The organism is Thiothrix nivea DSM 5205 (assembly GCF_000260135.1).
Lineage (GTDB): Bacteria > Pseudomonadota > Gammaproteobacteria > Thiotrichales > Thiotrichaceae > Thiothrix > Thiothrix nivea.
The window spans coordinates 3912162-3938010 of the sequence record NZ_JH651384.1 but is presented as its reverse complement, the minus strand read 5'-3'; the positions used below and the strand labels follow the sequence as shown (position 1 = coordinate 3938010).

23 protein-coding genes and 1 pseudogene are annotated in these 25849 nt (G+C 56.2%); 6 read left to right on the top strand and 18 right to left on the bottom strand.

The window, feature by feature from the left end:
- Positions 1-78: 78 nt before the first annotated feature.
- Entirely contained in the window at positions 79-3507 is a 3429-nt protein-coding gene (locus THINI_RS19590; protein ID WP_002710254.1) for a putative Ig domain-containing protein, read from the bottom strand.
- A gap of 14 nt (positions 3508-3521) precedes the next feature.
- Positions 3522-6731 carry an ImpA family metalloprotease gene (locus THINI_RS19585; RefSeq protein WP_154724462.1) on the bottom strand — a complete coding sequence of 1070 codons (3210 nt, stop codon included), beginning with the start codon at positions 6729-6731 and terminating at the stop codon, positions 3522-3524.
- A 273-nt stretch (positions 6732-7004) separates the two neighbouring features.
- On the opposite strand from THINI_RS19585, the gene THINI_RS19580 reads away from it, so the two are divergent.
- Positions 7005-8201, top strand: coding sequence for a DUF2157 domain-containing protein (locus THINI_RS19580; RefSeq protein WP_002710252.1), 1197 nt, complete (start codon positions 7005-7007; stop codon positions 8199-8201).
- Entirely contained in the window at positions 8198-8686 is a 489-nt protein-coding gene (locus THINI_RS19575; protein ID WP_002710251.1) for a GDYXXLXY domain-containing protein, read from the top strand. The genes THINI_RS19580 and THINI_RS19575 overlap by 4 nt, the downstream gene beginning before the upstream one ends.
- A gap of 22 nt (positions 8687-8708) precedes the next feature.
- Here THINI_RS19575 and THINI_RS19570 read toward each other — a convergent pair whose 3' ends face one another.
- Complete coding sequence (locus THINI_RS19570) at positions 8709-9017, bottom strand: 2Fe-2S iron-sulfur cluster-binding protein (RefSeq protein WP_002710250.1); 309 nt, start codon at positions 9015-9017, stop codon at positions 8709-8711.
- Between THINI_RS19570 and THINI_RS27400 the strand changes: the two are divergent.
- Positions 9016-10322 (top strand): annotated as a pseudogene (locus THINI_RS27400) (ISAzo13 family transposase). The gene THINI_RS19570 and the pseudogene THINI_RS27400 sit on opposite strands and share 2 nt — an antisense overlap.
- A 19-nt stretch (positions 10323-10341) precedes the next feature.
- Here the strand turns inward: THINI_RS27400 and THINI_RS19560 are convergent.
- The 10 genes from THINI_RS19560 to THINI_RS19515 all read right to left on the bottom strand — a co-directional run bounded on the left by THINI_RS19560 (position 10342) and on the right by THINI_RS19515 (position 17897).
- Positions 10342-10734 (bottom strand): hypothetical protein, encoded by a 393-nt coding sequence (locus tag THINI_RS19560; protein ID WP_002710249.1) that lies wholly within the window; start codon positions 10732-10734, stop codon positions 10342-10344.
- Between the two features lie 2 nt (positions 10735-10736).
- Positions 10737-12017: a lipid IV(A) 3-deoxy-D-manno-octulosonic acid transferase gene (gene waaA, locus THINI_RS19555; protein ID WP_002710248.1), complete on the bottom strand. Its 1281-nt coding sequence runs from the start codon at positions 12015-12017 to the stop codon at positions 10737-10739.
- Complete coding sequence (locus THINI_RS19550) at positions 12014-12805, bottom strand: aldo/keto reductase (protein WP_002710247.1); 792 nt, start codon at positions 12803-12805, stop codon at positions 12014-12016. Before THINI_RS19550 ends, waaA begins: the two co-directional genes overlap by 4 nt.
- Positions 12805-13485, bottom strand: a complete 681-nt coding sequence (locus THINI_RS23800; RefSeq protein WP_002710246.1) for a BPSS1780 family membrane protein — start codon at positions 13483-13485, stop codon at positions 12805-12807. The genes THINI_RS19550 and THINI_RS23800 overlap by 1 nt, the downstream gene beginning before the upstream one ends.
- Positions 13486-13559: 74 nt before the next feature.
- Positions 13560-14744, bottom strand: a complete 1185-nt coding sequence (locus THINI_RS19540; RefSeq protein WP_002710245.1) for an FAD-dependent oxidoreductase — start codon at positions 14742-14744, stop codon at positions 13560-13562.
- Positions 14741-16180, bottom strand: coding sequence for a bifunctional D-glycero-beta-D-manno-heptose-7-phosphate kinase/D-glycero-beta-D-manno-heptose 1-phosphate adenylyltransferase HldE (hldE, locus tag THINI_RS19535; protein ID WP_002710244.1), 1440 nt, complete (start codon positions 16178-16180; stop codon positions 14741-14743). The genes THINI_RS19540 and hldE overlap by 4 nt, the downstream gene beginning before the upstream one ends.
- A gap of 129 nt (positions 16181-16309) precedes the next feature.
- On the bottom strand, positions 16310-16687 hold the full coding sequence (locus THINI_RS19530; protein WP_002710243.1) for a Rieske (2Fe-2S) protein: 378 nt from the start codon (positions 16685-16687) through the stop codon (positions 16310-16312).
- Positions 16675-16893, bottom strand: a complete 219-nt coding sequence (locus THINI_RS19525; protein WP_002710242.1) for a (2Fe-2S)-binding protein — start codon at positions 16891-16893, stop codon at positions 16675-16677. The genes THINI_RS19530 and THINI_RS19525 overlap by 13 nt, the downstream gene beginning before the upstream one ends.
- A 138-nt stretch (positions 16894-17031) precedes the next feature.
- Positions 17032-17490 carry a GNAT family N-acetyltransferase gene (locus tag THINI_RS19520; RefSeq protein ID WP_245536653.1) on the bottom strand — a complete coding sequence of 153 codons (459 nt, stop codon included), beginning with the start codon at positions 17488-17490 and terminating at the stop codon, positions 17032-17034.
- Complete coding sequence (locus tag THINI_RS19515; RefSeq protein WP_040839618.1) at positions 17487-17897, bottom strand: hypothetical protein; 411 nt, start codon at positions 17895-17897, stop codon at positions 17487-17489. Before THINI_RS19515 ends, THINI_RS19520 begins: the two co-directional genes overlap by 4 nt.
- 116 nt (positions 17898-18013) lie before the next feature.
- Here THINI_RS19515 and THINI_RS19510 point away from each other — a divergent pair, with 116 nt between their 5' ends.
- Together THINI_RS19510 and THINI_RS19505 are read left to right on the top strand one after the other, a co-directional pair.
- Positions 18014-18433: a GFA family protein gene (locus THINI_RS19510; protein ID WP_002710239.1), complete on the top strand. Its 420-nt coding sequence runs from the start codon at positions 18014-18016 to the stop codon at positions 18431-18433.
- A gap of 86 nt (positions 18434-18519) precedes the next feature.
- Entirely contained in the window at positions 18520-19749 is a 1230-nt protein-coding gene (locus tag THINI_RS19505; protein WP_002710238.1) for an ATP-binding protein, read from the top strand.
- 128 nt (positions 19750-19877) lie between these two features.
- Here the strand turns inward: THINI_RS19505 and THINI_RS19500 are convergent, their stop codons facing one another.
- The 5 genes from THINI_RS19500 to THINI_RS19480 all read right to left on the bottom strand — a co-directional run bounded on the left by THINI_RS19500 (position 19878) and on the right by THINI_RS19480 (position 24850).
- Complete coding sequence (locus THINI_RS19500; RefSeq protein WP_002710236.1) at positions 19878-20231, bottom strand: NifB/NifX family molybdenum-iron cluster-binding protein; 354 nt, start codon at positions 20229-20231, stop codon at positions 19878-19880.
- Entirely contained in the window at positions 20224-21924 is a 1701-nt protein-coding gene (locus THINI_RS19495) for an AAA family ATPase (RefSeq protein ID WP_002710235.1), read from the bottom strand. The genes THINI_RS19500 and THINI_RS19495 overlap by 8 nt, the downstream gene beginning before the upstream one ends.
- Positions 21921-22418: a tetratricopeptide repeat protein gene (locus tag THINI_RS19490; protein WP_002710234.1), complete on the bottom strand. Its 498-nt coding sequence runs from the start codon at positions 22416-22418 to the stop codon at positions 21921-21923. Before THINI_RS19490 ends, THINI_RS19495 begins: the two co-directional genes overlap by 4 nt.
- Positions 22415-23782 (bottom strand): (Fe-S)-binding protein, encoded by a 1368-nt coding sequence (locus THINI_RS19485; RefSeq protein ID WP_002710233.1) that lies wholly within the window; start codon positions 23780-23782, stop codon positions 22415-22417. Before THINI_RS19485 ends, THINI_RS19490 begins: the two co-directional genes overlap by 4 nt.
- 144 nt (positions 23783-23926) lie before the next feature.
- A complete protein-coding gene (locus THINI_RS19480; protein WP_002710232.1) occupies positions 23927-24850 on the bottom strand; it encodes a DMT family transporter in 924 nt (307 codons plus the stop codon).
- Between the two features lie 141 nt (positions 24851-24991).
- On the opposite strand from THINI_RS19480, the gene THINI_RS19475 reads away from it, so the two are divergent.
- Positions 24992-25816: an SHOCT domain-containing protein gene (locus THINI_RS19475; RefSeq protein ID WP_002710231.1), complete on the top strand. Its 825-nt coding sequence runs from the start codon at positions 24992-24994 to the stop codon at positions 25814-25816.
- Positions 25817-25849 lie beyond the last annotated feature (33 nt).

Below are 25849 nucleotides of genomic sequence, written 5' to 3'. Positions count from 1 at the left end.
ATTGATAACTAAGATTTATGTCATGATAAAACAAATCCTGCCTTTGCGGGGCGGGATTCGATTAGTGGTAAGGGAAGATTAATAAGATCTGACTTTACCCTCTGCCGAGTAGTCCATGATGATCTGGTGATCCGCGTTCGTTGGATCCAGATAGATGACCTGGCTGGTCGTTCCATCGCTGTTGGTAATGGAAAACGCTGTGTTACCGGCATTGCCGTGCGCATCAAACCACTCATGTGGTAACACTAACTGGAACACATACGCCCCCGTACAGACATCACATTTCTGAATATCGACGGCATCCAGATTGTAGATGCTGTCATTGGCCAGGTCAGGATTGGCCAATGCGCCCCAGGCAACACCCTCCTCTTCGCGCTTGGTGTAGAGCCATTTGCCATCCGTATCGACAAACTTGATGAAAAGTGCCTGATGTCCTTCTTCCACAGAGGATGGCCCGATGTAGTAGGCCGAGCGGTCAAATACGTCAGCAGGAATGTTTGCAACAAGGGTGTCGGCATTCGCCAGATGGTCGTGTACCCATCCACCAGGTTTCAGTTCAATGCCGTACTCATTGGCCAACGTCATCAGGTGGGTCAGGTAGGTTTCACCAACCCCCGTAGGCGCACCGCCACTGTCAACCACCACAGAGCGGAAGTCGTTGTTCGCTACATCGGCAAACAGCGGGCTTGCATCCGTACCACCCTTATCGGTGATGCCCGCGCCAAGACCGGCGTTGAATGTGCCGCCACCCGCAATGTAGTTGGCATACTGACGCTGCGCAATCGGCAGTTCGTCGCCATCCACCGTACCGAAGCTGTCGCCCACATCAATCGCCATGTCATTGGACGCAACCAGATTGCCGTAGAACTTCAGGTTCTTCAGCTTGGTTTTGTCGGTGATGCCATCCAGCGCTATATCCGTGCGGGTCAGATCCGGCAGGACGCTGTTGTTATACACCTCCATGTTCGGGTTCTGTTTCAGGCGGATGTGGTCGATGCCGCCGTATAGCACCAGATTGTTGGATACCCGCGATTTGGGGTCAGTGTCCTGGGTTTCGTCGAACGCCATCGGCTTGCCTTCGTCGATGGTCAGGTTGGCGTAACCCTTGTTGAATACCCGCGAGTAAATGCGCTGTTCAACCGCCAGCAACAGGTTGCCAGTGATGTCGAAGCGGTAGGGGTAAGTGTCAGAATACACATCCGGCCCGATTACAGCAGAAGCAGGGTTATCCGCCGTTGGGTTGACGGAGAAATTCCGTTCCCACTTGCGCATGATGCCGTGGCCACCGCTGAGGGAAGAATGGCCGATGTTGTAGACCACGTTACCTTGCACGTTGACATAGCGGCCTTTGTAGATGTTGACGCCTTTCTGGTACGTATCGTGTATCACATTGTTTTTGATGGTAATGTGCTGGCCATCCACATTGAACGCCTGCCCACCACCGATGGTGCGGTCGCCTAACGGATCCCACCAGTGGTTTGCCAGCATATCCCAATGATCGTTGATAGACTTGCCGTCCACCTCGAAACCGTCAAATACCACGTAATCGGCGTCTCCACCAATAGCGAAGGCGCTGAGGCCGGAGAACTCGAACTTGACCCGTTCACCCGGTAGCCGGGTGAGGGTGATTTCATTACCTTCCTGACCCCGCACATTGTCCACCGTCACGGCAGTTTCAGGGTAACGGCCACCACGGACGTAAACCTTACGCTTGACAGGATTCAACGCAGCAGCAGCCAATGCCGTTTCGATGCTGGTGTAAGGGTTGGCAATTGACCCCTGAGCAGCATTGGCATCCGCTGGCGTGCCATTCGGAACCACATAGAAGCCATCGGTTGGATTGGCCGCAAGCTGTTCCACCGGCAGATTAACCAGTTTGTTGTATACCAACGTACCGTTTTCCCTGGCGGTGATACTGAAATCGTAGCTGCCCACTTCGGAAATATCGGGTTGCCAGCTAATGACGCCGGTTTTTTCGTTGATACTCATACCAACCGGCGCACCCACCAAAGCAAAGCTGGCAGTCTTGTTCGGATTACTGTAACCAGCGCTTGCCCTGAAAGCCTGACCGGATTTGGCCGCGCCACTGGAACCTGCCGCTGCATTTTCATCCGTCAAAACAGCGTAAACCGTGAAATCATGATCAACGGGATTATTGCCATTGTAATAGCTGTCATTACTGTGCAGGGGATAGACCAGCAGTTGATTATCTTTGCTACCCAGATTAGTGAGATCGTCCTTACCTGCAATCACAACCGTTTGCGCGGTACTCCAGTTATCCGGCGTGAAGGTCAGTACTTCGGACGTAGTTAGCGTTGCCGTCGCTGTACTGCCCAGCATGACCGGCACGTAAACGTTATCGGTCGGGGCTTGCGTCAGGCTGACCTGATAAACCAGTTGCCCGCCGGATTGGGTGGCCCGGCTATCCGCGACCTGCGTCAAGTTGACGATTTCAGGGTCAACTTCTTTAAACTTCAGGTCGAGATAGTTGTAGGCGCTGCCTTTAAACAGGTCGTTGCGTGCATCATTACCCGTTTCATCCAGCATGAATCTGATGTCGCCTGCGGAGATGGGTTGCGACAACACTGCACTACCGACAGCACCTGCTGTTAGCGGGATATTCCCGTAAAGCGTGCTACCAAACAGGTGCATGGTATTACTCCAGGTAGCACTCGCAGCATCCGGAAATGCGGCATCCGTCGTGGCGTATACGTTGACGCTATTCTTTTCGGTATCGGATTGGACAGTCAGTTTCGCCTCAGTAATCCGGTCAACCCGCTTGCCATCCAGCGTGGCGGGAATAGTGAAATACAGCAAACCGGCAGTCGCATAGCTTCCATTGATACTGCGTAACTGAATAAAGCTTTTGCCGCTGTAATTGGTAGTCAAATTGTCCTGACGGACATAGGTCTGCGCGGAAGAATTCACCACTCCGGAATAGACCGGCGCAACAGAAATGGTACTATCCAGTGGCCGGTAATCTTCGTTGTCAGACACGTTATCATTGTCATCATCCGTGTCTATGACATCAATTTTCCCGTCGAGATCCGTGTCGCGCATCAACGGGATAGGCGGCACAATCTCAATGGCAAAATCAAGGCGGCCTGTTCCTCCCTTGCCATCACTGACAGTGATGGTGATGTTGCCAGTCGCTCCCAACACATTTGGCGTACCGCTGAGTGTGCCAGTTGCGGAATTAAAGACCGCCCACGAGGGACGATTGGCGATACTGAAGGTTAACCCGTCACCATCTGCATCCGTGACAACCGGCGTAAACGTGTAAGGCGTGTTGATTTTTACTTGGGTGGAAGGGCTGCCGCCAATAACCGGTGGATGGTTAACTTGCCCCCCACCAGTACCCTCTTCCGTCAGCAAGAGCTCAAAAATGACTGGCAGGATAGCCGCCACCTTCTGTTCCTGGGTCAGCATATCAGCCGCCCACAGGGGCGTCACGGCATATAGGCCACATAACAACAACGTCTGTTTCCACAACCACTTCCACTTCATTTTTACTTTTCTCATCATGGTGTTGTTGGAACCGTCCAAGTGCGCGTTCCATCCAGCGGAATGGTATCAGCCATGGTTGGCATCACGGCTGGCAGTTCATCATGCACGTAGTAGAAGAGTTTCGGAACCTGCGTGGTAATCCCCAACGCTGCCACCTGATCCTTCGCCATCTGTGAGACTTCGATACCCCATGCCTCAAAGAAATCACTGTAATTCTTCCCGGCAATGTTCGAGGCAGCGATGTACATGAAATCATTCCCGCTCAGGGTGGTCGCATCATTGCCACTGACACCATCCGAATCCGCGCGCGGGTAACTGCCGAATCCAAGCAGGTCTTTCACAGCGCTCCACTTGGTATCAGACTTGATGGCATCGGTGTAAATACGCTCCATCAGGTACAACTTGGTGTACAGATCCCACGACTGCTGGGTGTATGCCAATTGCATATAGAACGACAAACGCAGGAAAGCGTTGTCATAGGTGCCGCTGCCAGACCACAACGGGTGATTGATATTCGCTGGCGTGTTAGCTGCAATGGCATTTTGCAACAACGTAAATGCCTCCTGATTAGCCGGGCTTGTCTGGGTTGGATGTTTATCCAGCCCCTGATCTACAGTCCAGCGCCACTGGGTGTGCAGCGGGAAGATATTGTTGGAAACTTCTGTGCTGCGTCCGTCATAAATCTTCAGACGGCCACGTTGCAGGTTGTGTCCCATTTCATGGTTCTCACCCCAGCCCAATGGGTCAATCGGCGCATAGGAATCGAATGGATTGCCGGAACACAAAGCACCACAGGCGGCATTGATATCAGCGTTGATATGCTGGATTCTGGGTTTGGCGTGAATGATAGCATCCGTGCACAGCTCCCTCAGAGTACCATCTTCCAGATAATCGACGCTGTTCAGGCTGAATTCGCCACAAAAACCGCTTGCCTCGTCATTCAACGGCTGCAAGCCTGTACCCGTAAAGCCGGCATACTCATAGTTACCTGCAATCAGATAGTTATTCAGATCCTCAATGTATGCCTGTACATCCTCCGGCGTATAACCGTTGCCGGTAGTGCCATCCTGACTATCAAATGATTTCAGGACATAGGATTTAAGGGAATGGATCTCGGCATACGGTGTTTTGATGTCCACCCAGTCACTATCCGTCAGTAACACATCATTGAGGAAACTCTGGATGGAAACCGCATCAAACGCATCCAGCAGCGGATTATCCAGCACACCGGTCACTTCCACCGTGAAAGGCGTTGCCCCGCTCTCTACTCCATTCCAGCCCAGATAAACCGAGCCACCGTAAGGGGTGGAGAAGGTGTAGGTCTGACCCTTTTCCAGCGTCACGACTGGACTCGACATGTATCGTGGACGACTGTATTTATTTTCATTCCACAGGCGGGTACTTTCGCGCAGTAAATTGAAGCGGAATTTCACTTCGGAATCACTGCTATCCGTGCGACGCACGGTAATAACCTTGCCCGGCGGAGCATACAACCCGGTGCTGGTCCACTCCCCGTAAACAGTCGGCGTATAAGTGCGGATTGCCGTTTTGGTAGTAGCCGCATTCAGCGCCGCCTGGGCATCGGTGAAGTCACCCATATCCGGCTGGTAAGCATTCCCCTCACGGGAATAATGCACCGTAAAGTCCGCAAACAGCGCCTGATAGAATGCCGTATCGTCCGTCGCAATCTTGTCCATCGGGTACTGGATATTGGCCCGGTACTTGTCACCTGCCAGCACTGCCAGCTTGAACAAGTCGTATTCAGACCCCAATGAGAACACATCTATGCCGCTGGAGTCCCACTCCAACAAACGGCTACGTATAGCGCTAGCCCCATCATTGAACAATTGCGCCACGCTATTTCCAGCGGCATCCGTCACTTTGTTGAGATCACAGCTCACCGTTCCGATATTGTTGAGACAATCGCCCGCTTCGTAATTGAAGTCCGGCAAACCGGTTTCCAGACTATGCACCAGTGCGATCAATGCTGGCGTACTGCCAATTGCACATTGTGATGCAAGACTGACGGAATCGCCGTAGGCAAGCTGGTCATCCCCGAACCATGCACCACTTTTCTTGATGCCCAGGCGACTATTAACCTTGGTGTTATAGGTTGGCGGAGAATACTGCACATACAAACCTTTGGGGGAACCATTGGCTGCGTGCGCCAGTACGGTATCAATCGCCTCATCAGTCGCTTCACCCAACATGAAAATATCCTGGTTGGCATCAGCCAGTTTGGTCAGATCAACAACGTTCCACGAAGCATTGGTTTTGGTATTTGTCCAGTTTGCTGGCAGGCCGCTGGCTGCAAATGTTACACCTGTGCTGGGGTTAAAATTACCCCCAATCCACTGGTCAAGTTTAAACAGGCCATTCCAATCGCCATACCCCCAATCAGCCGCACCACCGTGGTAGGTAATGTTCAGATGGCTATTCAGGAAATCAGTATCAGACTTTAACTGCCCATTAACATCCTTGCCTTTACTTCCTGCCAGCCATTTGAGGAGATTGAGGATTGCAGTCTTGTCAGCACCATCATTGAAGTTGGCTTTCATTTCTGACGGGCTGAATAATGGAATGCCGCTGGCAACCACGCGAGTGCCATTGGGCAGTTCCCTGACATAGGCATATACCTTGGGACTACCGGCATTGTTTGCCACAATCCACGGTATCCAGCCCGGCGTGGTATCCGTTAGCGATTGCAACATGCCGATGTTCACATCCGCTTTGGGCACGAGACCATTCGGGTAGAGAGTGTTCAATGCTGCTTCACACTGCGTAGTAAAGCCATTAAGCACGCCTGACATGGCACTCAGCAGTTCTTCCGTCGTCACCGCATCGGCACTACCGGAAGCCAGCGCATCCTGCACGGCGGTGTCAGCGCCAACGCTGATACTGAATGCAGGCAGGCTGACCGGGGCGGATTTGTTATCCGTCACGCTGATGATGATATTGCTGGTCGTTGTGCTGGCGTCCGCTGCCGTGGGCGAGCCGCTTAATTTACCTGTGGTTGTATCGAACGTCGCCCATGTCGGCTTATTTGTAATGCTGAAAGTGAGGGTGTCACCTGCATCCATATCACTGGCTGTCGGGGTAAAACTGTATGCCCCCCCAACATTGGCAGATGTGCCGGGTGTGCCACTGATGGAGGGGGCGTGGTTAGAATCCAACAATCCAAAAATGATCGGCAGGATGGCTGCAATTTTTTCTTCATCAGTCAAGGGATCCGCCGCCCAGGACAAAACCGGTGTACAAATCACAGTAAAGAAGATCAACATACACCGAAGAAAAACCTTTACTATCATAGTAACCAGCCCCTGACCATAACGACACCACAGAACCACACCCCAATAAGAGGTATTTAAACTAGCAAAATTTTTTTGATGTGAATATGACTAGCATCACAAATTATTACGCAAAAACGATAGAATTTCAGTCAATTAGATACTTTTACAAAACCGGCAACTGTTAATTACAAGTCGGGACTACTACAGATGAACAACACAAAAAAGTTGCACCAGTGGCTGCAAGCCGGACTAATCACCCCAGCCCAGCAAGCCGCCATCCTCGCCTTCGAGGCCGAACACCCCCAGCGTTCCAACTGGTGGCTGTACAGCCTCATGATCCTCGGTACGGCCATCATCGGGCTGGGCGTCATTTCCCTGATCGCGGCCAACTGGGCGGACATCCCCGACAACATCAAGCTGGGCGCAGACTTTGCCCTGTTGGGATTACTGGCTATAGGCATTCACTGGCAATACCCCAACCGCCAGCATGGCGTATGGTTTGAAGTGCTATTGGTTGGTTTCATGCTGCTATGCCTCGCCAGCATCGGCCTGATCGCGCAGATTTACCATATCGGTGGCAAGTGGTATCACGCCCTGCTGTTCTGGGCCGTCATCACCTCCCTGCTCAGCCTGTTTGCCCGTAACCTGTTCACGCGCCTTTTCTGGGTGACGCTGTTCCTGCACGGCGTGGTCTGGAGCACGATCGCGCTGACTAGCCATGATTTCAGTCACCGAATGGAGGAACTGCCTGCCGCCTTGCTGTTCACCCCGCTGCTGGCGGCTTTGCTGTATTATCTGGCCGTGTATGTCAAACAACTTCATGGCTATGCCAACAGCTTGTTTTTCTGGTTCCAGCTCAGTGCCATGGTTGCGCTGGCATTCGTCGACATCGCCCGTTCCGGTGGGGAAATGCATGACTACCAGACCCTCTGGTATTTACCCGCTTATGTAGCCGCAGCTATCCTGGCGGCAGGTATCCTGCTGCACCAGGAATACCGGCTGCTGAACCGGCTATTACTATTGGGCGCGTTAGGGTTGCTGCTGCTGTACTATCACCCCGACCTGCTGTTTAGCGGCGCGCAACGCTATACCCTGTTTGGTACATCCACCCATGCTGATGTCAGTTTCTGGCAGGCGGACGACATCCGCGCGCCGCTGCTGACCTTACTGATCTTGTTCCTGTACGCCGTCCATGCGGGCAATACCGGCCACCAGCGCGCCTTCAACCTGGTCACTTTCCTGATCGGTTTGCGTTTTGTCATCCTTTATTTCCAAGCCATGGGAGGCTTGGCTGCTACCGGCATCGGCCTGATTGTGTCCGGCAGCCTGATCATCAACCTGGCGTGGTTGTGGTACAAGGGGCGAAACCGTCTGCGCCAGTGGACGAAGGGGTTGCACTCATGAACAAGCGTATCCTGCTGATCGTGGCGCTGGCATTACCCATCCTCTCCCTTGGCTTGAACGCCTACCTGAAAAGCGCACAACGTGCCAATGGTGAGGAAGTGGTGCTGCCGATTACGGGCTTTGACCCGCGTGACCTGCTATCCGGTCACTATCTACAATACCGGGTGGATTACGGGGTGGAAAACGGTTGCGGCGAGCATAGAACTGAAGCCAGCGTGTGCCTGCGCCCCATGCGTGGCATCTATCCGCAGGGCAGCCTGCCGCAGGACTGTGGGCTGTTCATCCGCGGGCGTTGCGATAGCAGCGCGGATTTCCTTGCCGACATAGAACGTTTCTACATCCCGGAGGAATACGCCCAAAGCCTGGAAGACAAGGTGCGCGACCGTAAGGGCGAGTTGGTGCTGTCAGTTGACCGGCAGGGCAACGCCGCCATCCGCGACCTGCTGATTGAGGGCAAACCCTGGAAGGAAGCCGTGCAACCGTAGGGGCGTATCACATACGCCCTCTTCACAACGCCTTCAAAGGCTCCCAGTCTTCCCCCATTTCCGGCACATCCAGCACCAGGTCGGAACGCGGTTCGCTGGCGCAGGGCAGCAGTTTACCCGCTTCAGCATCCTCCTCAAACAGCGCCAACGGCTCACCGTCGGGGTAGCAAACTTCCCCGGAAACAATCTGCGCCATGCACACGCCACAGACCCCACCCCCGCAACCCCAGGGAACCGGAACTTCCTGCCGCAGGGCTGCCTGCAACACGGTTTCACCGTCATCCACCTGGAAACGCCACGGGGTATTCAGGATTGTAACGCTATATGGCATGAGCTTTAAGGGGATTTCCCTGAAAGATTCCCCCGCAATGGCTACACTTGTCTTATCGACAAGCGGAGTCCCTATCCCCATGCCCCCCGAACCCCAAACAGCTAACCCGATCCTGAGTGAATCCCAGATAGCCGACCTGAAACTGGCGGCCTCGAAAATGTCTGGCAGCACCCGCCGTGCGTTCCAGGCGGACATGAGCCGGAAATATTGTGCAGGCAACGCCCGCCAGACTGAAAGGTGTTTTGGCTGGGGTCGGGAGGGGGTGCAGTTGGGTTTGGAGGAACAGCGCAGCGGCATGGTTTGCGTGGGTGCGCAGGCGGCGTATTGTGGCCAGAAGCGCTGGGAGGAAACCCAGCCGGAAGCGGCAGCCGCCTTGCTGGCGCTGGCGGAAGCACATAGCCAGCAAGACCCGACATTCCGCAGCAGCATCGCCTACACCCGCCTGACGGCGGCGGAAGCCATCCGGCAGTTACAGGCCATGGGTTTCAGCGGTGGACAAGTGCCCGCCCCCAGCACCATGGCGCGGATACTCAACCGGAATGGCTACCGCCTGCGCAAGGTGGAGAAAGCCAAGCCGCAAAAAAAATTCCAGAAACCGACGCCATCTTCGCCAATATCCAGGCCAACGATGGGCAGTTTGCCGATGGGGCGGTCAAACGCCTGAGCATGGACTGCAAGGCGACCGTCAACATCGGTGACTACTCACGGGGCGGGAAAACACGGGGTGACAATAAAGCCGCTGACCATGAGATGGGCTGCAAAGAGAAATACATCCCTTTTGGCGTACTGGATGAGGACAGTGGGCAGGTTTACCTGACCTTCGGCAGTTCCAGCAAAACCAGTGACTTCATCGTGGATTCCCTGTGCCGGGTATGGGAACAGATGCCTTCTGCTGACAAGGACGCCTGCCAGTGCATCCAGATCAAAGCGGACAATGGCCCGGAAAGCAGCGGGATCAGGACGCAATTCCTCAAGCGCATGGTGGAATTCGCCAACCATACCGGTAAGACAGTCCACCTGCTGTACTACCCGCCTTACCACAGCAAGTACAACCCGATTGAACGCTGCTGGGGGATTCTGGAACAACACTGGAACGGCACCCAGCTCAAGGATGCCGAAACCCTGCTGGAATGGGCAAAAACCATGACCTGGAAAGGCATCAACCCCATGGTCGAATTCAGCCACAAGGTTTATGAGAAGGGTGTGACCCTCAGCAAAAAAGCTATGGAGGCTGTTGAGGCGAGGCTGGAAAGAAATGCTGCTTTACCAAAATGGGACATTCTGATTCGCCCTGTTTTTGGGTAATGTCTTTGAGGTAAATCACCTAAGGCTTGGGGAATTTGTAGTAGGTATCGTTCAGGAATTCAGCCACCTTGTCCATGTCCTCATCGAACAGCTTGGTACCAAGATTGGCATCACAACGGCGCACCTGCGCAGACAGCATGGCGAAATCCGTCATCTTGTGGTCAGCACGGGTATAAACACCGGAATCATGGCAACTGATGCAATTGGCATCATGGATGGCCTTGCCCGGATGTTCGCCGTTAGCAGCGACCGGCGCAGTTGCCAGTGGTGGTGCGCTGGGCGCAATTTTCTGTTCCTGACCGGCGGGCGCAGCTGCCTCCGGTTTGGCTGCCGTATCCGTTTTGGTTTCGCCGCAAGCCGTCAGCATCAATGCGGTCACAGCCGCCAGCGTCAAAGGAGTCAATACTTTCATCTCTAACCTCGTGATGTTGTCATCAATGTTGTTATAGCCTGAATCAGGCAATCCACAGCCCTCTGATTCTGTTGGAAAAACGTTTTTGCCGCCTGCCCAGCTTGTTGCTGTTCCGCAGCATCCTGTAGCCATTCCTGTAACTGCGCATACAACCCGGTTTCATCCTGAGCTAACACTGCGCCACCTGCCTGACAAAGCGGTGGAAAAATATCGGCAAAGTTGTGTACATGCTCACCGCTGACCACCGGCACGCCAAACGCAGCGGCTTCCAGCGGATTATGCCCACCATGCGCAACCAAACTGCCACCGATAAAGGCTACATCGGCAGCAGCATACCACAACAGCATTTCCCCCATGCTATCACCCACAATAATGGCGGTATCCAGGGAAAACGCGCTGCCCGTACTGCGCCGCACGGTCGGCAAACCGCTGTTGGCGCATAGTGTGGCGACCGCATCAAAGCGTTCCGGGTGACGCGGCACAACCACCAGCAGCAGATCAGGACATTGTTCCCGCAAGCGGGCAAATACCCGCAAGATAATCTCGTCTTCACCCTGATGCGTGCTGGCGGCCACGCATACCTGACGCTGACTGCCCCACTGGCTGCGCAACTGCCTGCCCTGCTCCACCACTGTAGAAGAAACCTGCAAGTCGAACTTGATGTTACCGCATACTTCCACCTGTTCCGGCTTTGCGCCAAGCTGCTGAAAGTGTTGGGAATCCTGCGGGTCGCGGGTAGCAATCAGACTGGCGTTGGCCAGCGTTTCCCTTACCAGCGAGGCAAGCCGTGCATAACCACGGGTGGAACGTCCGGAAAGGCGCGCATTGGCCAACATCAGGGGAATATTCCGTTGGGCGCAAGCGGCGTAGAGGTTCGGCCAAATTTCGGTTTCCATCACCACCAGCAACAGGGGTTGCATCCGTGTCAGGAAACGCGCCAGCGCATCCGGCAAGTCATACGGAAAATAGCAATGCAGCACACGCCCCCCGAACAACCGCCTGACAGTATCGGAACCCGTCGGCGTCGTGGTCGTCACCAACAAAGGATGCTGCGGATATTCCACCAGCAAACGTTCAATCAGGGGTCGGGCAGCGATGGTTTCCCCCACCGACACGGCATGTAACCAGATGCAGGGTCGCCCGGTAGCAGGCACGCAACCAAACCGCTCACCCAGCCGTTGCCGGTAGGCGGGGTTGGCGCGACTACGCCACAACAAGCGCAGCACAAATAGCGGCGACAGCAGGTACATCAACAGCGTATAGAGGAAGCGGTGGGTACTCACGCGCCCAATACCTCCAGCGCCACTGCCACATTCTCGCGCAAATGCTGTGGGTTGATCGTCCCCAGCACCACGCTGGTCGCCCCCGGCTGACCGAAGATGAAACCGAGGGCGTGTTCCACCGGATTTGCCCCGCCCAGCTTATCCAGATGGCCGCTGGCGAACGCCTTCTTGACCAGCACGGCGCGCCCCTGTTCCGCAGCCGCTTCCAGTACCGGCAATTCATCGGTGTACACTGGGTTGTACGCAGCCATCACCACATCACACCCCAGTTCATACGCCAGCAAAGCGCCTTCCACCGTTTTCGAGGAAATGCCAACCGCGCGCACCCAGCCTTCCTGGCGCATTTGCAGCAAGGTATCCAGCGCCGCCTCCTCGCGCAGGATGCGCACGTCATCGCCATCGGAATGGATCAGCACCATGTCGAGGTAATCGGTTTTTAGCAGGCGCAGGCTGTTTTCCACGCTGTTGCGCGTCCCGGCTGCCGTAAAGTCGAAACGGGATTCGCCAGCGCGGAAAGTTTCCCCCACTTTGGTTTCGATCACCCAGTCGTGACGCGAATTAGGCAACAACTTGCCAATCCGTTCCTCACTCAAGCCATAGGCCGGGGCGGTATCCAACAGGTTGATGCCGAAGTCGAAGGCCAGTGCCAGCAGTTCGCGCACTTCCCTGTCCGATGGCAACTCAAACCCCTGCGGGTACTTGACGCCCTGATTACGCCCAAACTTGACCGTACCCAAACCAAGCGGGCTGATTTCTATGCCGGTGCTGGCGACGGGCCGACGTTTCATCAGGCAAAGATTTCCTCATAGCTGACATAAATGGCACCGATGGTCATCGGAATCACTACCAGCAAGCCCAAGCCGAACGGAATCGAGCCAATAAAACTCAGCACGGCGTAAATCAGGAACAGCACCAACAATGGCGCAATCTGGGTGCTGGCGGTTTTGGCGCAGGTTTTCAATGCATCCACCAACGGCATGTCGCGGAACAGCATCAGCGCTGGGGTGTAATTGAAAATGACGAATGAAGCGAACCCGACCACCAGCATGAACACCAAACCGCCCACACCGAAACCACCGACCCCAACGGTTGCACCCCGCAACAGGTTGTCGCCAATGAATGCCGCGCTGATCACCGCAATGGTAATCGCTGCCACAAACAGCAGGCCACCCAGCAACAGGAACTGGTTACGCTTTTGCGGGTTCATCAGCACTGACCACAACTGCTCAATCTTGACCGGGTTACCCGCTTTGGATTGCTGCGCCGCATACAACCCGCCAGCCACCAGCGATGGCATTAACAGCAACATGACAATCTGACCAATGATAGGCAATACGCTGAGGACAATTGCCCCAACGCCCATGATCAGCGCCATCAACGCCCATGTTCCCATGTCTTTGGAAAACATGTCCCACCCTGCTTTGTACCAATCAACCGCGCGGTTCGCGGGGATGTTTTTTACTGACATAACACAATCTCCTTGTTGAGTTTCTTGGCAAATTTCTTATGACTGTGACGCGCACTCGCCCGTTATGGTTCTATTCAAAGTTTGCGGAAAACCAGTGAATCCCAGACTGTTTTTGCGACCGGAGGCATTGGTAGATTTCTACCCGCCCGATCTGCGCCCGATTTTGCCACGCCCAGTTCCGATTGCAAACGGTTTGCCAACATCGGCGCGAATGCCAGTTTGGTTGGCCACGCTACGGTGAGATTGGCGATGCGGGTGAAAACGGGCTGATCCGGGCGGCGGCCATCCGGCTGGCCGCCTTCGGCGCGGTCAACATGCCAGGTTGCCCATTCCATGGAGCTGAAATCCATCCATGGCAACAGGTCAGCCAGTTCGTCGCGGGTCGCGGTGATCACCTCAGCTGCGGGTTTGCCTACGCCTTGTTCCGCCGGTTGCCCACCGATGTACCACACTACCCTGCCCTGCGCATCACAGTGCGAGGTGATGGTGGCGCGCGGCTTGTCGCTCATACCCAGCGCATGGGCGTAGATCATCGGCAGGTCGCCGCGTAGCAGCACCATTTGCAAAGGGCGGCGTTGCATGGTGGGGAATTCCCGTTGGCTGAGCGTAGCCGAAACCAGCAACGCCTCATTACCTGCACCTGCGGTCAGGACAATGTGCCCTGCTTCGATTTCCAGTTCAGTACCATCTGGCTGCACAGCATCATAGCGGTATTCCTTCCCCACCTGCTGCAAGCCGGAACGCTGTGCATCCACGTGCAGCAAGCCATCTGCCAGTTGTTCGCGCAGGGTTTCCAGCAACGACGGTACATCCAGCACCGGCTCATCCAGCCGATAGAGAGCACCATGGAAATCAGGGTGACGGAACAATTCGGGGTAATCGCCATGGGGCAAAGCTTCCATGCGGCTTTTCATCACTTTGCTGGCGAAAAAGCCGGTCATGCGCGAGCCAATCCCGCCGGAAGTCCACAGCAGTTGCGCTTCCGCCAGTATCCTGACCCGGCTCAGATCGACCGCGCCTTCGCCATTCAAGGCCGCCCGCCAGATGCGTGGCATATCGCCAATCGCCAGGGTCGCATGGGTCAGTTTGCCGGTCAGGGCGTACTTGGTGCCGCCGTGGATGATGCCCTGGGAGGCGATGGTCTGCCCCTTGCCCAACTCATCGGTCGCCAGCAGTGCATTGAAGCCCTGCGCCCGCAATTCCGCCAGCAGCCACAGCCCGGCAATGCCACCGCCGACGATCAGCACATCAACCTTCATCGGGCTTCTTTTTCCATGTTCTGGATACGCGCAATGGTGCTGGTGGTGGAAACGCCATCGACGAAACTCAGCACCACCACATCGCCGCCGTTATCCCACACGCAGCGGTTGCCGGGGATCTTCTGCGGGTCATTGTCGCCGCCTTTTACCAACAGATCGGGTTTGACGGCACAAATCAGGCGTTCTGGCGTATCTTCACTGAAATCCACTACCCAGTCGACGCAGGACAGTGCCGCCAGCATTTTCATGCGGTTGGCCATGGTGTTGACCGGGCGGGTCGGGCCTTTGAGTTCGCGCACCGATGCGTCGGTATTCACCGCTACGATCAGGCGGTCGCCGAGCTTGCGCGCTTCTTCCAGATAAGTGACGTGGCCAACGTGCAGGATGTCGAAGCAGCCGTTGGTCATGACAATCCGTTCGCCGTGGACGCGGGCTTCCTGCACTGCCGCCAGCAGTTGTTCCTCGCTGACCACGCCCTTGACCTGCGCCTTGTGCTGCTGTAATGCCTTGTGCAACTCGGGAACGCTGACAGTCGCTGTGCCAACTTTGCCGACCACGATACCGGCGGCGAGGTTGGCAAGCGCCATTGCCTGTTCCACCGGCAAACCAGCAGCCATGCCGGCGGCCAATACTGCCACCACCGTATCGCCTGCCCCGGTCACATCAAACACTTCGCGGGCGCGGGTGGGCAGGTTGTAAGGCTCCATGCCGCCGCGCAGCAGGGTCATGCCGTGTTCACTGCGGGTAATCAGCAGGTTGCCGAGTTCGCAGCGGATCAGCAGTTCTCGCCCGCGTTTGACCAGATCTGCTTCATCCACCCAATCGCCTGCGGCTTCGCGGAATTCGGCCAGGTTGGGGGTAATGATAGTGGCACCGTGATAGGTGGCGAAATCTTTGGCTTTGGGGTCAACGACTACCGGCTTGCCTGCATCGCGCGCCAGGGCAATCAATTCCCGCGCCTGTTCCAACGTGCCTTTGCGGTAGTCGGACAGCACCACCACATCCACGTCCGTCAGCAGGTTGCGGAACCCGGCCTGCAAACTGCTGTGATCCTGCCCTGAAAAACCCTCCTCAAAATCCAGCCGGATCAGTTGCTGGTGGCGGCTGAGGATGCGCAGTTTGGTGATCGTCGGGGCGTTATCCAGCGTCACGAAATGGGTTTGCACGCCACGCGCCCGCAAGGTTTTTGCCAGCGACTGCCCGGCCTCGTCATTACCGACATAGCCCAGCAAGATGGCTTGACCACCGAGGCTGGCAATATTCAAGGCCACGTTGGCCGCACCGCCGGGGCGTTCCTCATTGGCTTTGACATGCACGACAGGAACAGGGGCTTCAGGGGAAATACGCGAGGTTTGGCCAGACCAGTAGCGATCCAGCATGATGTCACCCACTACCAGGATGCGCGCCCGGTCAAAGGCAGGAATTTGCAAGCTCATCGTTATTGTTTACATAAAATTGGGAAACAGGTGGGGGAGTTTAGCAGCAAGCAAGCAAGACAGGCCAGGGTTACAAAACTGACAGCCAAGCCGCCATGCAGATACCTAAGTGATGTAAGACAAAGGCGGTTACCTCGGTGTAACCCGTTTATCACGGATAAAAATCCCACCATCGACCTCTTCCAGCCTCAGCGCCTGAAGGCGCTCCCCCTGACACATCGTGCTGAGGGATTCCCCGTTACGAGGATCATAGACAATGCCATGCATGGAGCAACGCAATAGGTTTGCTTGCGCATCAAAAATCGTATCCCTTTCGCAGGTGAGCGGTCGGGGCATGTGGACACACTGGTTCAGGTAGGCGAATACCGTGCCTTCATAGCGGAACACGATTGCCGAGTGCGGTTCCCCCCGATACAACAGGTCAACCAATAGAAACTGCTTTTCCGTCAGGTTTTCTCTGGCGCAAACAAATATTTTTCTGCGTTTTGGTTGGGTTATGCCAGACATTCTTCACACATATCCTGGCTAGTGCATCCATCAACCGACTCCCCCAAATGTTCGTTGATCATCTCGCGCAGGCAGCGGTTGCATTTGCCGCAGCACTTCTCGGGATAGGCGAAATACTGCCGCAATGCCCGCACGGACAACATGCCTTCATTCATCGCCTGCTTTACCTGACGGTCATTGATTGCGTTACAAACACATACATACATCCGGTTTGCCTCCATTGTCTCCCGACAATGCAAAGCAATAAACAGACCAATCAAATACCATCTTTAATATCAATGATATAGGAAATTTTCAGCGCAGGGTTGTTAGATTTGCTACATCTTTTCCGACAGAACTACTGCTCATGCTGGAGGCAACATCAGCCGCATTGGCAGCATGGCCGACGTGTTAAATCCCTGTTTGCGGTAAAACGCCTGCGCCACATGATTATCCGCATCCGTCAGCAGGGTGATGCGTCGGCAACCTTGCTGGCGGGCATGATCAATGGCTGCCGCAAGCAAGGTGCTCCCCACGCCTTGCCCCCGTACTTCCGACGCAATCACCATGTCCTCCAACAGCGCCACCCGCCCGCCCAACGCGGTGGAAACGGTATACAGCAGGTTGACCATGCCGACAGTTTCATCATCCTGCCGTGCAAGCAGAATATGCCCGACATGCGGTTGGTTGATGATGGCTGTCAGCCCGCGTTCCTGTGCCGCCCGGTCAGGCTGGAACTCGGCTTCCTGCGTGAACAGCCGATCCAGCAGGCAACATAGCTCCGGGATGTCAGCCAGCGTTGCGGGCATAATCGTCAGGCTCACGTGCATCCCTTGTGGTGTGCTGAAAAAAGGCTATAGCCGCGCAGCTTGCCGGGTGCATGGGCGATTACCCCCGAAATGACGATGACCGCCGCGAACAGTTCCGCCCGCCACGCTGGCAACAGGCTGGCCAGCACCAGCAGCGCCAGCTTGGCCATGATGGCGACCCCTTTCAGTTGCAGCAGCCAGCGCCCGTTTTCCCACACATACAGCAGCACCAGCACACAGCCCGTACTGATGGCGAGATGCCAGAACGGCAGGTAGCGGCTTTCCGGCAAGTCGAACAGGAAACCACCGCCAATCCCAGCGACACCCACCAGATGCAGGCTACGCACGATGATGTTCACCCAACGGTCGCCGGGGTAGGAACGCGGTTTGGAAGGGAACAGGATGTGACGCCAGTTACTCATACCAAGACTTATAGCAGCTTCTTTGTCGCAATCAAACAAGGCGCTTTTCCCCGCCTGCGTTTTGTCCGTTATGATGCGGGAAAGCCTGTGCCTGTTGTCAGCCGAAGGAGGTCGCCATGTCCGATAAACCCGTCACCGGTAGCTGCCTGTGTGGCAATGTCACCTACGAAATCAGCGGTAATCTGGGTATTTTCCAGTACTGCCATTGCTCGCGCTGCCGAAAATTCACCGGCAGCGCCTTCGCCGCCAACCTCATGGTTGCGCCCGAGGATTTCCGCTGGCTGCAAGGCGAGGAATTGGTCGGTACATTTGCGTTGCCGGAAGCCAAACACTTCGCCACCGCGTTTTGCAAGCAGTGCGGCTCATCCCTGCCGTGGCTGGCGCAAACGGGAAAGGCCCTGATTGTGCCTGCCGGTACGCTGGATCAGGAACCGGAAATCCGCCCGATCCAGAACATCTTTTGTGCTTCGCGGGCAGACTGGTATGTGGAACCAACGGCGTTGCCCAGCCATGATGAGTTGCCGCCGAGGAAGTGATGAAGTACAGCGTCGGCAGGCTGGGATGTTTCCGGCTATTGTTATAGGCTAAGCATCATCAGAAAACGGTGGATTAAGCACGAAAAATGGATAGCCAAACCTTGCAGCAACGCATCCGTCTGGGGGAAGACTCCACGCTGGAACTCAAACAAGTCGTCTTTCGTGGCCCGCAGAAAGTGGTTGAACCGCATCCCGACGGTTTGTCTGATGAACTGGCCGCGTTTGCCAATGCCAATGGCGGCACGCTGGTGCTGGGTGTGGATGACAAAACATTGATGCCGACGGGTATTCCAGTCGAACAAATGGAAGCCGTCAGAAGCTGGCTGCGAGGCATTGCCAACGACCGCATTACCCCTCCACTGGAAATACATACCCAAAACATCAACCTGCCCAATGCCGCCGGTGAAATGGTCACGCTGGTGGTTGTCACTGTGCCCCGTAGTTTGTGGATACACGAAAGCGCCAACGGTTACTTTCGCCGGGTTGCCGACAGCAAACGCAAACTGACGCCGGATGTGCTGGCTCGCCTGTTCCAGCAACGCAGCCAAGCGCGGCTGATCCGTTTTGAGGAACAAGGTGTCGCTAATACTTCGCTGGATGATGCCGATGCGTTGCTGTTGCGGCGTTTCATCCGGCTAAACGAAGGCGATGAGCGCAAACAGTTACGCCGTCTGCACCTGCTGGCTGATCTGGAAGGAGAGGAATGCCTGTCCGTGGCAGGCGTATTACTGTGCACTGAAAAGCCGGTGCGCTGGATGCCGTCCGCCTACATTCAGGCGGTGGCCTACAGCGGCGTCAACAACGACCCCAACGACCAACTGGACGCCAAGGATTTTGAAGGGCCGATTGACCGGCAAATCTGGGATGCGTTTGATTTTGTCCGGCTGAATATGAAAGTGCCTGCCCGCAAGGAACTGGGGCGCATTGATTATCCGCAGTACAGCCTGCGAGCGGTGTTTGAAGCCATCGTCAACGCCGTAGCGCATCGGGATTACTCCATCTGGAATGGACGAATCCGCCTGCACATGTTTGCCGACCGGCTGGAACTATACTCACCGGGCGCGCTACCCAACTCCATGACAGTGGAATCCATGCAGGCCATGTCCCTGCCTCGTAATGATGTGCTTTCCAGCCTGTTTGCCCGTTACTATCCAGTACGTGATAGCGGTTTAGGGCGGGAATACCTGATGGATCGGCGTGGTTCGGGAGTGGATGTGATCCTCGCGGAAAGTGAGCAGCGATCCGGTAAAAAGCCGTTTATTGAAATGATTACGGATGCCGAATTGCGATTAACTATTTATGCTGCGACTTTATAATGTGTTTCTACGTGGTATGGCGTTGCTTATATCCCTCCACATTTCAATGAGCATGACCGCAGTGGCGCAATCGACATGAACGGGCGACAGCGGATGTTCCCGCACCCAGCGGCGCACATATTCGGCATTCATGACGTAGCTCCGGCAGTGTTGCGCACGTAATCGAGCAGCGATTCTTCGATCGTTTCCCAGGCGTAGTCGGCAACTGCCCGCACCCCGATTGCGGCCAGTTTTTCGATCGGCCCATCGCCGATCTTGGCGACGAACACCGCTTCGCAGTCCTTGATGGTTTCGAGGATTTTGCCCATCGCGGTCTGGCTGGACGTATTCCCGAGGCAGTAATGCTCGACCTCGCGCTTTTCCAGCAAGGTACAGGCATCAGGCGTAACGGCGTAAATCCAGAACGCCTTGGCGTGGCCGAAGTGTTCGCTGATGGCCAGCCCTTCCTTGCTGGCGACGGCCAGTATGCGTGCCTCACTCATGCGCCTGCTCCAGCCCACGGAACATGCTGCATCGCTGGAATACCTCCAGCGTCGGCGCAACGGCTTTATGATGGCAGTATTTGGCGACCAGTTTCGCCAACCCCTTGATGTCGCGCCCACTGGCTTCCGGGAACAGGTCGGAAAGCTGCTCGATCAACCCAGCCTCCACCCTCAACCCAAACTGCTCGGTCATGACCTGCCAGATTTTACGGCGGTCTTCCAACCCCGGCGGATGGTATTTGATCAGTGCGATGCAGCGCGAAATGATCGCCTCGTCGATGTCGTCAACCCGGTTGGTGGTGAGGAACAGCAAGCCGTTGAAATATTCCAGCACCCGCAGGAACACGCCCACGACCGCATTGGCAGCGATATTGTCGTCGCGCCGCTTGATATACACATCGGCTTCATCGATCAGCATCACCGCACCCCAGCGTTGCGCGCGGGTGAGGGTGTTTTTCAGCGCGGTTTCCATTTCTGCCACATTCAGGCCGAGTTGCCCGGAGTGCACCCGGTACAGCGGTCGCTTGATGATTTCGGAATACACCTCGGCGGTCAGCGTCTTGCCCACCCCCGGCGGCCCGGCGCACAGCACGGTAGTGCCGCCCGACTTGCCTTCCACAATATCATCCATCAGCACGTCCATTTCAGCGGTGAGGATGTCGATCAGGTCGGTCTGTTCCGGCGGCAGGATCAGCTTGTCCTTGAGTTCAGGCTGGTACACATACGGCTCGATGTCGTCCACATGCACCCACACATGCTGGTGCAGTTCGAGGTGGAACATCAGGATATAGCCCTGCACTGGCAGATCGGTGAACATGCCGTGCGGAATGCCGCCTTGCAGGGTTTCGGTAGCGTTTTCCACCTTGCTGTTGTAATTGTTGCTGCGCCCTGCCTTGCGCAGGTATTTGCCGAGAATATCGCCGGAAGCATCCAGCGTCAGCGCCCGATCCTTGATGATTTCCTCGTCGTTTACCAGCCGCGCCCAACCGCCGCCGGAGGACAGCACCACCACACTTTTGCGCGACCAGTCAGTGTTACGGTGTGTGGCAGTGGGGTCTTCGGCGATGATGCCAGTGCCGCGCCCGGAAAATTGCCGCCCGTAATCGGCGCGCCAGGCGAAATAGCGTTCCGCCGATTGCTCATACGCGGCGATCAGTTCCGGCGTTTCCTTGAAAAAGCCTTTCGCCGCCAGCATTTCGGGCAGGGTTTGCCCGATGATGTCACGTTCGCGCAGCATCAGGTTGGCAGTGGCGATTTTCGCCATGCTGTTGGTTTTCAGATCCAGCAGGATGCGCCCGGCTTCTTCCTCGCCCGGCGGGGTGAAATCAATCCGCGCCACCAGATACGCCAACGGCTTGCCTGCGGTGTTGGCCTTGAACAGCCAGCCGCGTATGCCGTCCCGGAGCAGGAATTCGGTGATGTCGGGAACCAGCCGTTCCAGTTCACCTTCCTGATAGCGCCTGCTGTCATCGTTCATGGCGCGTTGCAGGGTCGCCAATTGCGCCGCCCGCCCTTGCATGGCGGAACCGGCGGAGGCGTACAATTGTTGCAGGAAACCCAATTGCTGCGCGGAAAGCTGCTGGAATGGCAATTCGGCCTTGTTACCGAATTTCAGTTGCTCGCGCAGGTGGTCGAGGTCAGGGAATGCGCCGACCAGTGATTCGACGTAAATGCGTTCGATTTGCAGTTTCATGCCTGTTCCTCTGCCAATGAAGCCGCCAGGTCGCGGATCACATTTGCCCCCACCACATCCGCCGGATCAAGGCGTTGCAGGCTAGCCAGTATGGCTTGTGCGCTGCCGTAATCGTTCTGGCGCAGACGAACGAAAGCCAGCGCCTTGAGGCTGTATAGGTAGGCGCGACCGGCGGAATCGGGTTCGCCCCAATCCGCGCCTGCCTGTACGGTTGCCCAGTCGTAGTGGAAGCCCCCCTGTTTGGCCGCCTTGTGCAATGACTGGAACACCACCTCTTCCGCCTTGTCGGTGTAACCGTTGTAGAAATACAGCTTGTAGAGCGCGGTGTAGACCGGCAACTGCTCGGGAGCCTGCCGCTGCGCCCGCAATAGCAACTGTTCGGCATGGGCGAAGTTGCCGGTGCTGCCCGCCGCTTCCTGCAACAGCGCGTTGATGGGGGCGGGGATATTTTTGCCGAAGATCACCCGCTCCGGCATCAGGGTGGTTACGTTCATGGGTTGGTGCTCCTCGTGGTGTCAGGCAACGCCGCTTGCAGCAACAGCACCAGATGCTGCGCCCGCGTATCGCCATGCGCCCGCATCTGGTGGCGGCAGGAAAAGCCGTTCGCCACCACCCGTGCTGCCGGTTTCGCCCGTAACGCGGGCAGTAGTGCCTGTTCCGCCATGGCGCTGGCCATGTCGGCATGTTCGGCCTCGATGCCGAAAGTGCCTGCCATGCCGCAACAACCGGCTTCGATGATGGAAAAATCGTGACCGGGAATCAGTTTCAGCACCCGGCGCATCGCCTTCATCGCCCCGACTGCTTTCTGGTGACAGTGGCCGTGGATCAGGGTTTCCCCCGGTGGCAGGGCTTGCAGCGGCAAATGCAGGCGTTTGGCGGTGCTTTCGCGGGCGAGGAATTCTTCCAGCAGCAGCACGCTTTTGCCTACCAGCGCGGCGTTTTCCCCCAGCCCCAGCGTTTGCGCATCGTCACGCAAACCCAACACGCAGGAGGCTTCCAGACCAATGACCACGCGCCCGGCCTTTACATGCGGCAGCAGGCTGTCGACCAATCGGAAGGCTTCCGCGCGCGCCTGCTCCACCATGCCTTGGGCTAGATAGGTGCGCCCACAACAGAGGGGGCGGGCGGTATCCGCCAACTCAGCGGCAGGCTTGGCGATCAGGATGCGGTAGCCCGCCGCCTGCAATACCTCGACAGCGGCGGTGGGGATTTCCGGCTCGAAATGGCGGCTGAAGGTATCGACCCACAGCACTACTTCCGGTAGGTCAGCCGGTTCCATTGTTGGCGGTTCGGGGGCAAGGAAGGGCGTGGTAGCAGGCTCCGGCAAGTTGCGTTCCGCACTCAGACCAAGGAAGCGTTGCGACAACGTTGATAACAAGGCGCTGCGGTTACGCCAGCCAACCAGTTTTCCCAGCCAAGGCGCACGGTGCAACCAGCGTGGTGTATGCGCAAACAGGCGGCTACGCAGGCTCAGGCCATCGCGGGCGGCGCGTTGGGCGAGGTATTCCGCCTTGATCAATGGCATGTCGACATTGGCTTCGCACTCGCGCTTGCAACCCTTACAGCCGACGCATAAATCCATGGCTTCAGCCAGTTCAGGGTCAGCCAACGCCGCTGCTGCCAAGTCGCTGTTTAGTGCCGCTTTCAGCAATCGCACCCGCCCACCAGTGGAAAAATGGGTATTGCCCGTGACCCGGTAGCTGGGGCACATCACCTGTCTGCCGTCGGCTTCGCACTGGCGGCTGTTGATGCAAACCGCTACCGCCTTGGCAAAATTGCCGCCGGTTTTGGGAATGTCGGCGTAGGCGTCGCCCATCCCGGCGTCCTTGTAAGCTGACCAGTCGAGGAATGTTTTCATGCCTGCCGTACAGCAGGAAACGTGCCACTTAAAAAATTACTTTTCTATCAAGCTGCTATAGTGCTCAATCTGGTGCTGTGCGTAGCAAGTTCAGGACGCATTGTCGGGTTCATGACATAAACCTTAGCCCGGCAAGTTTCACCTTCAGCAAGCCTTGCAAGCAGTCGGCGCAGGCTTGGGGCGCGGCTGCCCCAGCATTACCAGCAACCCGGCGGCGATGATGACGAACATCCCGGCAACTGCCAGCAGCGACAGGGTTTCATCCCACAACCACCAGCCGAGGATCGCGGCGAAAATAACCGAAGCGTAGGTAAATGCCCCCAGTTGCCCGGCGGGCGCGTAACCGTAGGCGGCCGTCAGCAGCAGTTGCGCCAGCGTTGCGGTAATGCCCAACAGAAACAGCCAGAGGGCGGCATTCCAGTCCAACGGCGCCCAGTCCAACCCCGCCGGAAGCGCCGACAACAGCGTGCCGAACAGGGCGAAGTAGAACACTACCCGTTGCGCCGGTTCCTCGACCGAACGCATCCGCCGGATGCTGACTTTGGTGGAACCACCCATCACCGCGCCCACCAGCCCCGCCAATACCGCCAGATTCAGCACTGGTGTTTCCTGCGTTGGGTTCAGCACTAGCAGAATGCCCGCAAACCCCAGCCCCAACGCCACATAGTTCAGCCACGACAGGCGTTCCCCCATCCAGAAAAACGCCACCACGGGTACAAACAGCGGCATGGTTTGCTTGAGCAGTGAAGCTTCCGCCAGTGGCAGGTGTGCCCACGCATAAAACAGGCAGCTCATGGCCGTCACGCCCATGAAAGAGCGCAGGAAATGCAGGTGGATGCAATCGGTTTTCAACGCCCGCGTACCATTACGCCACAACCACGGTAGCAGCAGCAGCAAGCCGAACAGGTTGCGGAAAAAGACTGTCTGTTCAGTGGAAACCGTTCCATGCAGGTACTTGACCACCATCCCCGAACACACCAGAAAAAATTCCGAGGCAAGGATCAACACAGCGCCGCGCGCAAGGCCGCTGGCAGGCATACCTACTCGGGCGGCGATACTCAGATTCATTTTTGCTACCTTTTCAGCAAATCATTGCAATTAAACATTTAGCCCCGATAATGCAGTGATTGGCGGAATGATGCAAAGCACAATCCTAAACAACCCGCCATCCAAGAACGGAAGCCACCCACCACTACCGGAGATTTTCCCGTGCAAACATTTACCGAACATGGCCAAAGCGTCATCAATGATTTATCCCAACGCTATGGCATTTCTACCGATGCCGTCACTAACATGCTCTATGCCGTGATGAATGGCAATGGCACCATGGCGCAATTCAGTATCCCTGAACTCGGCGGCTCCGGCCAGTGGATGCAGGGTGGCATGACCATGGTGGGCGATATGTTCAATTACGGGCTGCAAAATACCGTGAACAACCTGTGCAATGAGCTTTCCAATATTCTTTCCAGCCAGAACCCGCCGGTGTTCATGAGTTCAGGTAGCCATCAGTCACAATATCAGGGCAGCGGCCAGCAGAACCTCAATTACGGGCAAAGCAGCCTGTTTGTCAGTAACACATCATCCGGCAACTGGTGGCCGAATGATCTGGGCATGGCGGCTTCTACCGGTGCACAGAATAACATCCGTTACGCTTACTTCCCGGTAACCCAGCGGCTGGCGGTGGATGTGAACGGCCATGTCACTGTTTACGACACGCTGGATCACCAGATCGGCGGCGTTTCTCAGCAGCAGGGCGGCGGCTCCTCGCTGACCTTCTCCAGCCAGTACGGCACGGTGCAGATTGACAGCCTGCCAGTGGTTTCCGTTGATGGGCAAATGCCGCAGCCACAAGCCCCTGTCCAGAATAACCAACCTGTTTTCAATGCAGTGCAGGAACCGGCTCCCGGCAATCAGGGTGCGTCAGAAAGTGATATTTTTGCCCTGATCGAGAAGCTGGCTGACCTGAAGCAGAAAGGTATCCTCAGCGAGGAGGAGTTCGCTACCAAGAAAGCCGAATTGCTGCAACGCCTCTGAAAGCGGGTTACAGCGTCTGGTTCTGTTGTCGGA

Coding starts and splice junctions, on each gene's coding strand:
- THINI_RS19570 (WP_002710250.1), bottom strand. CDS start 9,017: ATGCCATATAGCGTTACAATCCTGAATACCCCGTGGCGTTTCCAGGTG.
- THINI_RS19530 (WP_002710243.1), bottom strand. CDS start 16,687: ATGTCTGGCATAACCCAACCAAAACGCAGAAAAATATTTGTTTGCGCC.
- THINI_RS19580 (WP_002710252.1), top strand. CDS start 7,005: ATGAACAACACAAAAAAGTTGCACCAGTGGCTGCAAGCCGGACTAATC.
- THINI_RS19485 (WP_002710233.1), bottom strand. CDS start 23,782: ATGAAAACATTCCTCGACTGGTCAGCTTACAAGGACGCCGGGATGGGC.
- THINI_RS19505 (WP_002710238.1), top strand. CDS start 18,520: ATGGATAGCCAAACCTTGCAGCAACGCATCCGTCTGGGGGAAGACTCC.
- THINI_RS19500 (WP_002710236.1), bottom strand. CDS start 20,231: ATGAGTGAGGCACGCATACTGGCCGTCGCCAGCAAGGAAGGGCTGGCC.
- THINI_RS19495 (WP_002710235.1), bottom strand. CDS start 21,924: ATGAAACTGCAAATCGAACGCATTTACGTCGAATCACTGGTCGGCGCA.
- hldE (WP_002710244.1), bottom strand. CDS start 16,180: ATGAGCTTGCAAATTCCTGCCTTTGACCGGGCGCGCATCCTGGTAGTG.
- THINI_RS19560 (WP_002710249.1), bottom strand. CDS start 10,734: ATGAAAGTATTGACTCCTTTGACGCTGGCGGCTGTGACCGCATTGATG.
- THINI_RS19550 (WP_002710247.1), bottom strand. CDS start 12,805: ATGAAACGTCGGCCCGTCGCCAGCACCGGCATAGAAATCAGCCCGCTT.
- THINI_RS19575 (WP_002710251.1), top strand. CDS start 8,198: ATGAACAAGCGTATCCTGCTGATCGTGGCGCTGGCATTACCCATCCTC.
- THINI_RS19510 (WP_002710239.1), top strand. CDS start 18,014: ATGTCCGATAAACCCGTCACCGGTAGCTGCCTGTGTGGCAATGTCACC.
- THINI_RS19590 (WP_002710254.1), bottom strand. CDS start 3,507: ATGAAGTGGAAGTGGTTGTGGAAACAGACGTTGTTGTTATGTGGCCTA.
- THINI_RS19480 (WP_002710232.1), bottom strand. CDS start 24,850: ATGAATCTGAGTATCGCCGCCCGAGTAGGTATGCCTGCCAGCGGCCTT.
- THINI_RS23800 (WP_002710246.1), bottom strand. CDS start 13,485: ATGTCAGTAAAAAACATCCCCGCGAACCGCGCGGTTGATTGGTACAAA.
- THINI_RS19525 (WP_002710242.1), bottom strand. CDS start 16,893: ATGTATGTATGTGTTTGTAACGCAATCAATGACCGTCAGGTAAAGCAG.
- THINI_RS19490 (WP_002710234.1), bottom strand. CDS start 22,418: ATGAACGTAACCACCCTGATGCCGGAGCGGGTGATCTTCGGCAAAAAT.
- THINI_RS19540 (WP_002710245.1), bottom strand. CDS start 14,744: ATGAAGGTTGATGTGCTGATCGTCGGCGGTGGCATTGCCGGGCTGTGG.
- THINI_RS19515 (WP_040839618.1), bottom strand. CDS start 17,897: ATGAGTAACTGGCGTCACATCCTGTTCCCTTCCAAACCGCGTTCCTAC.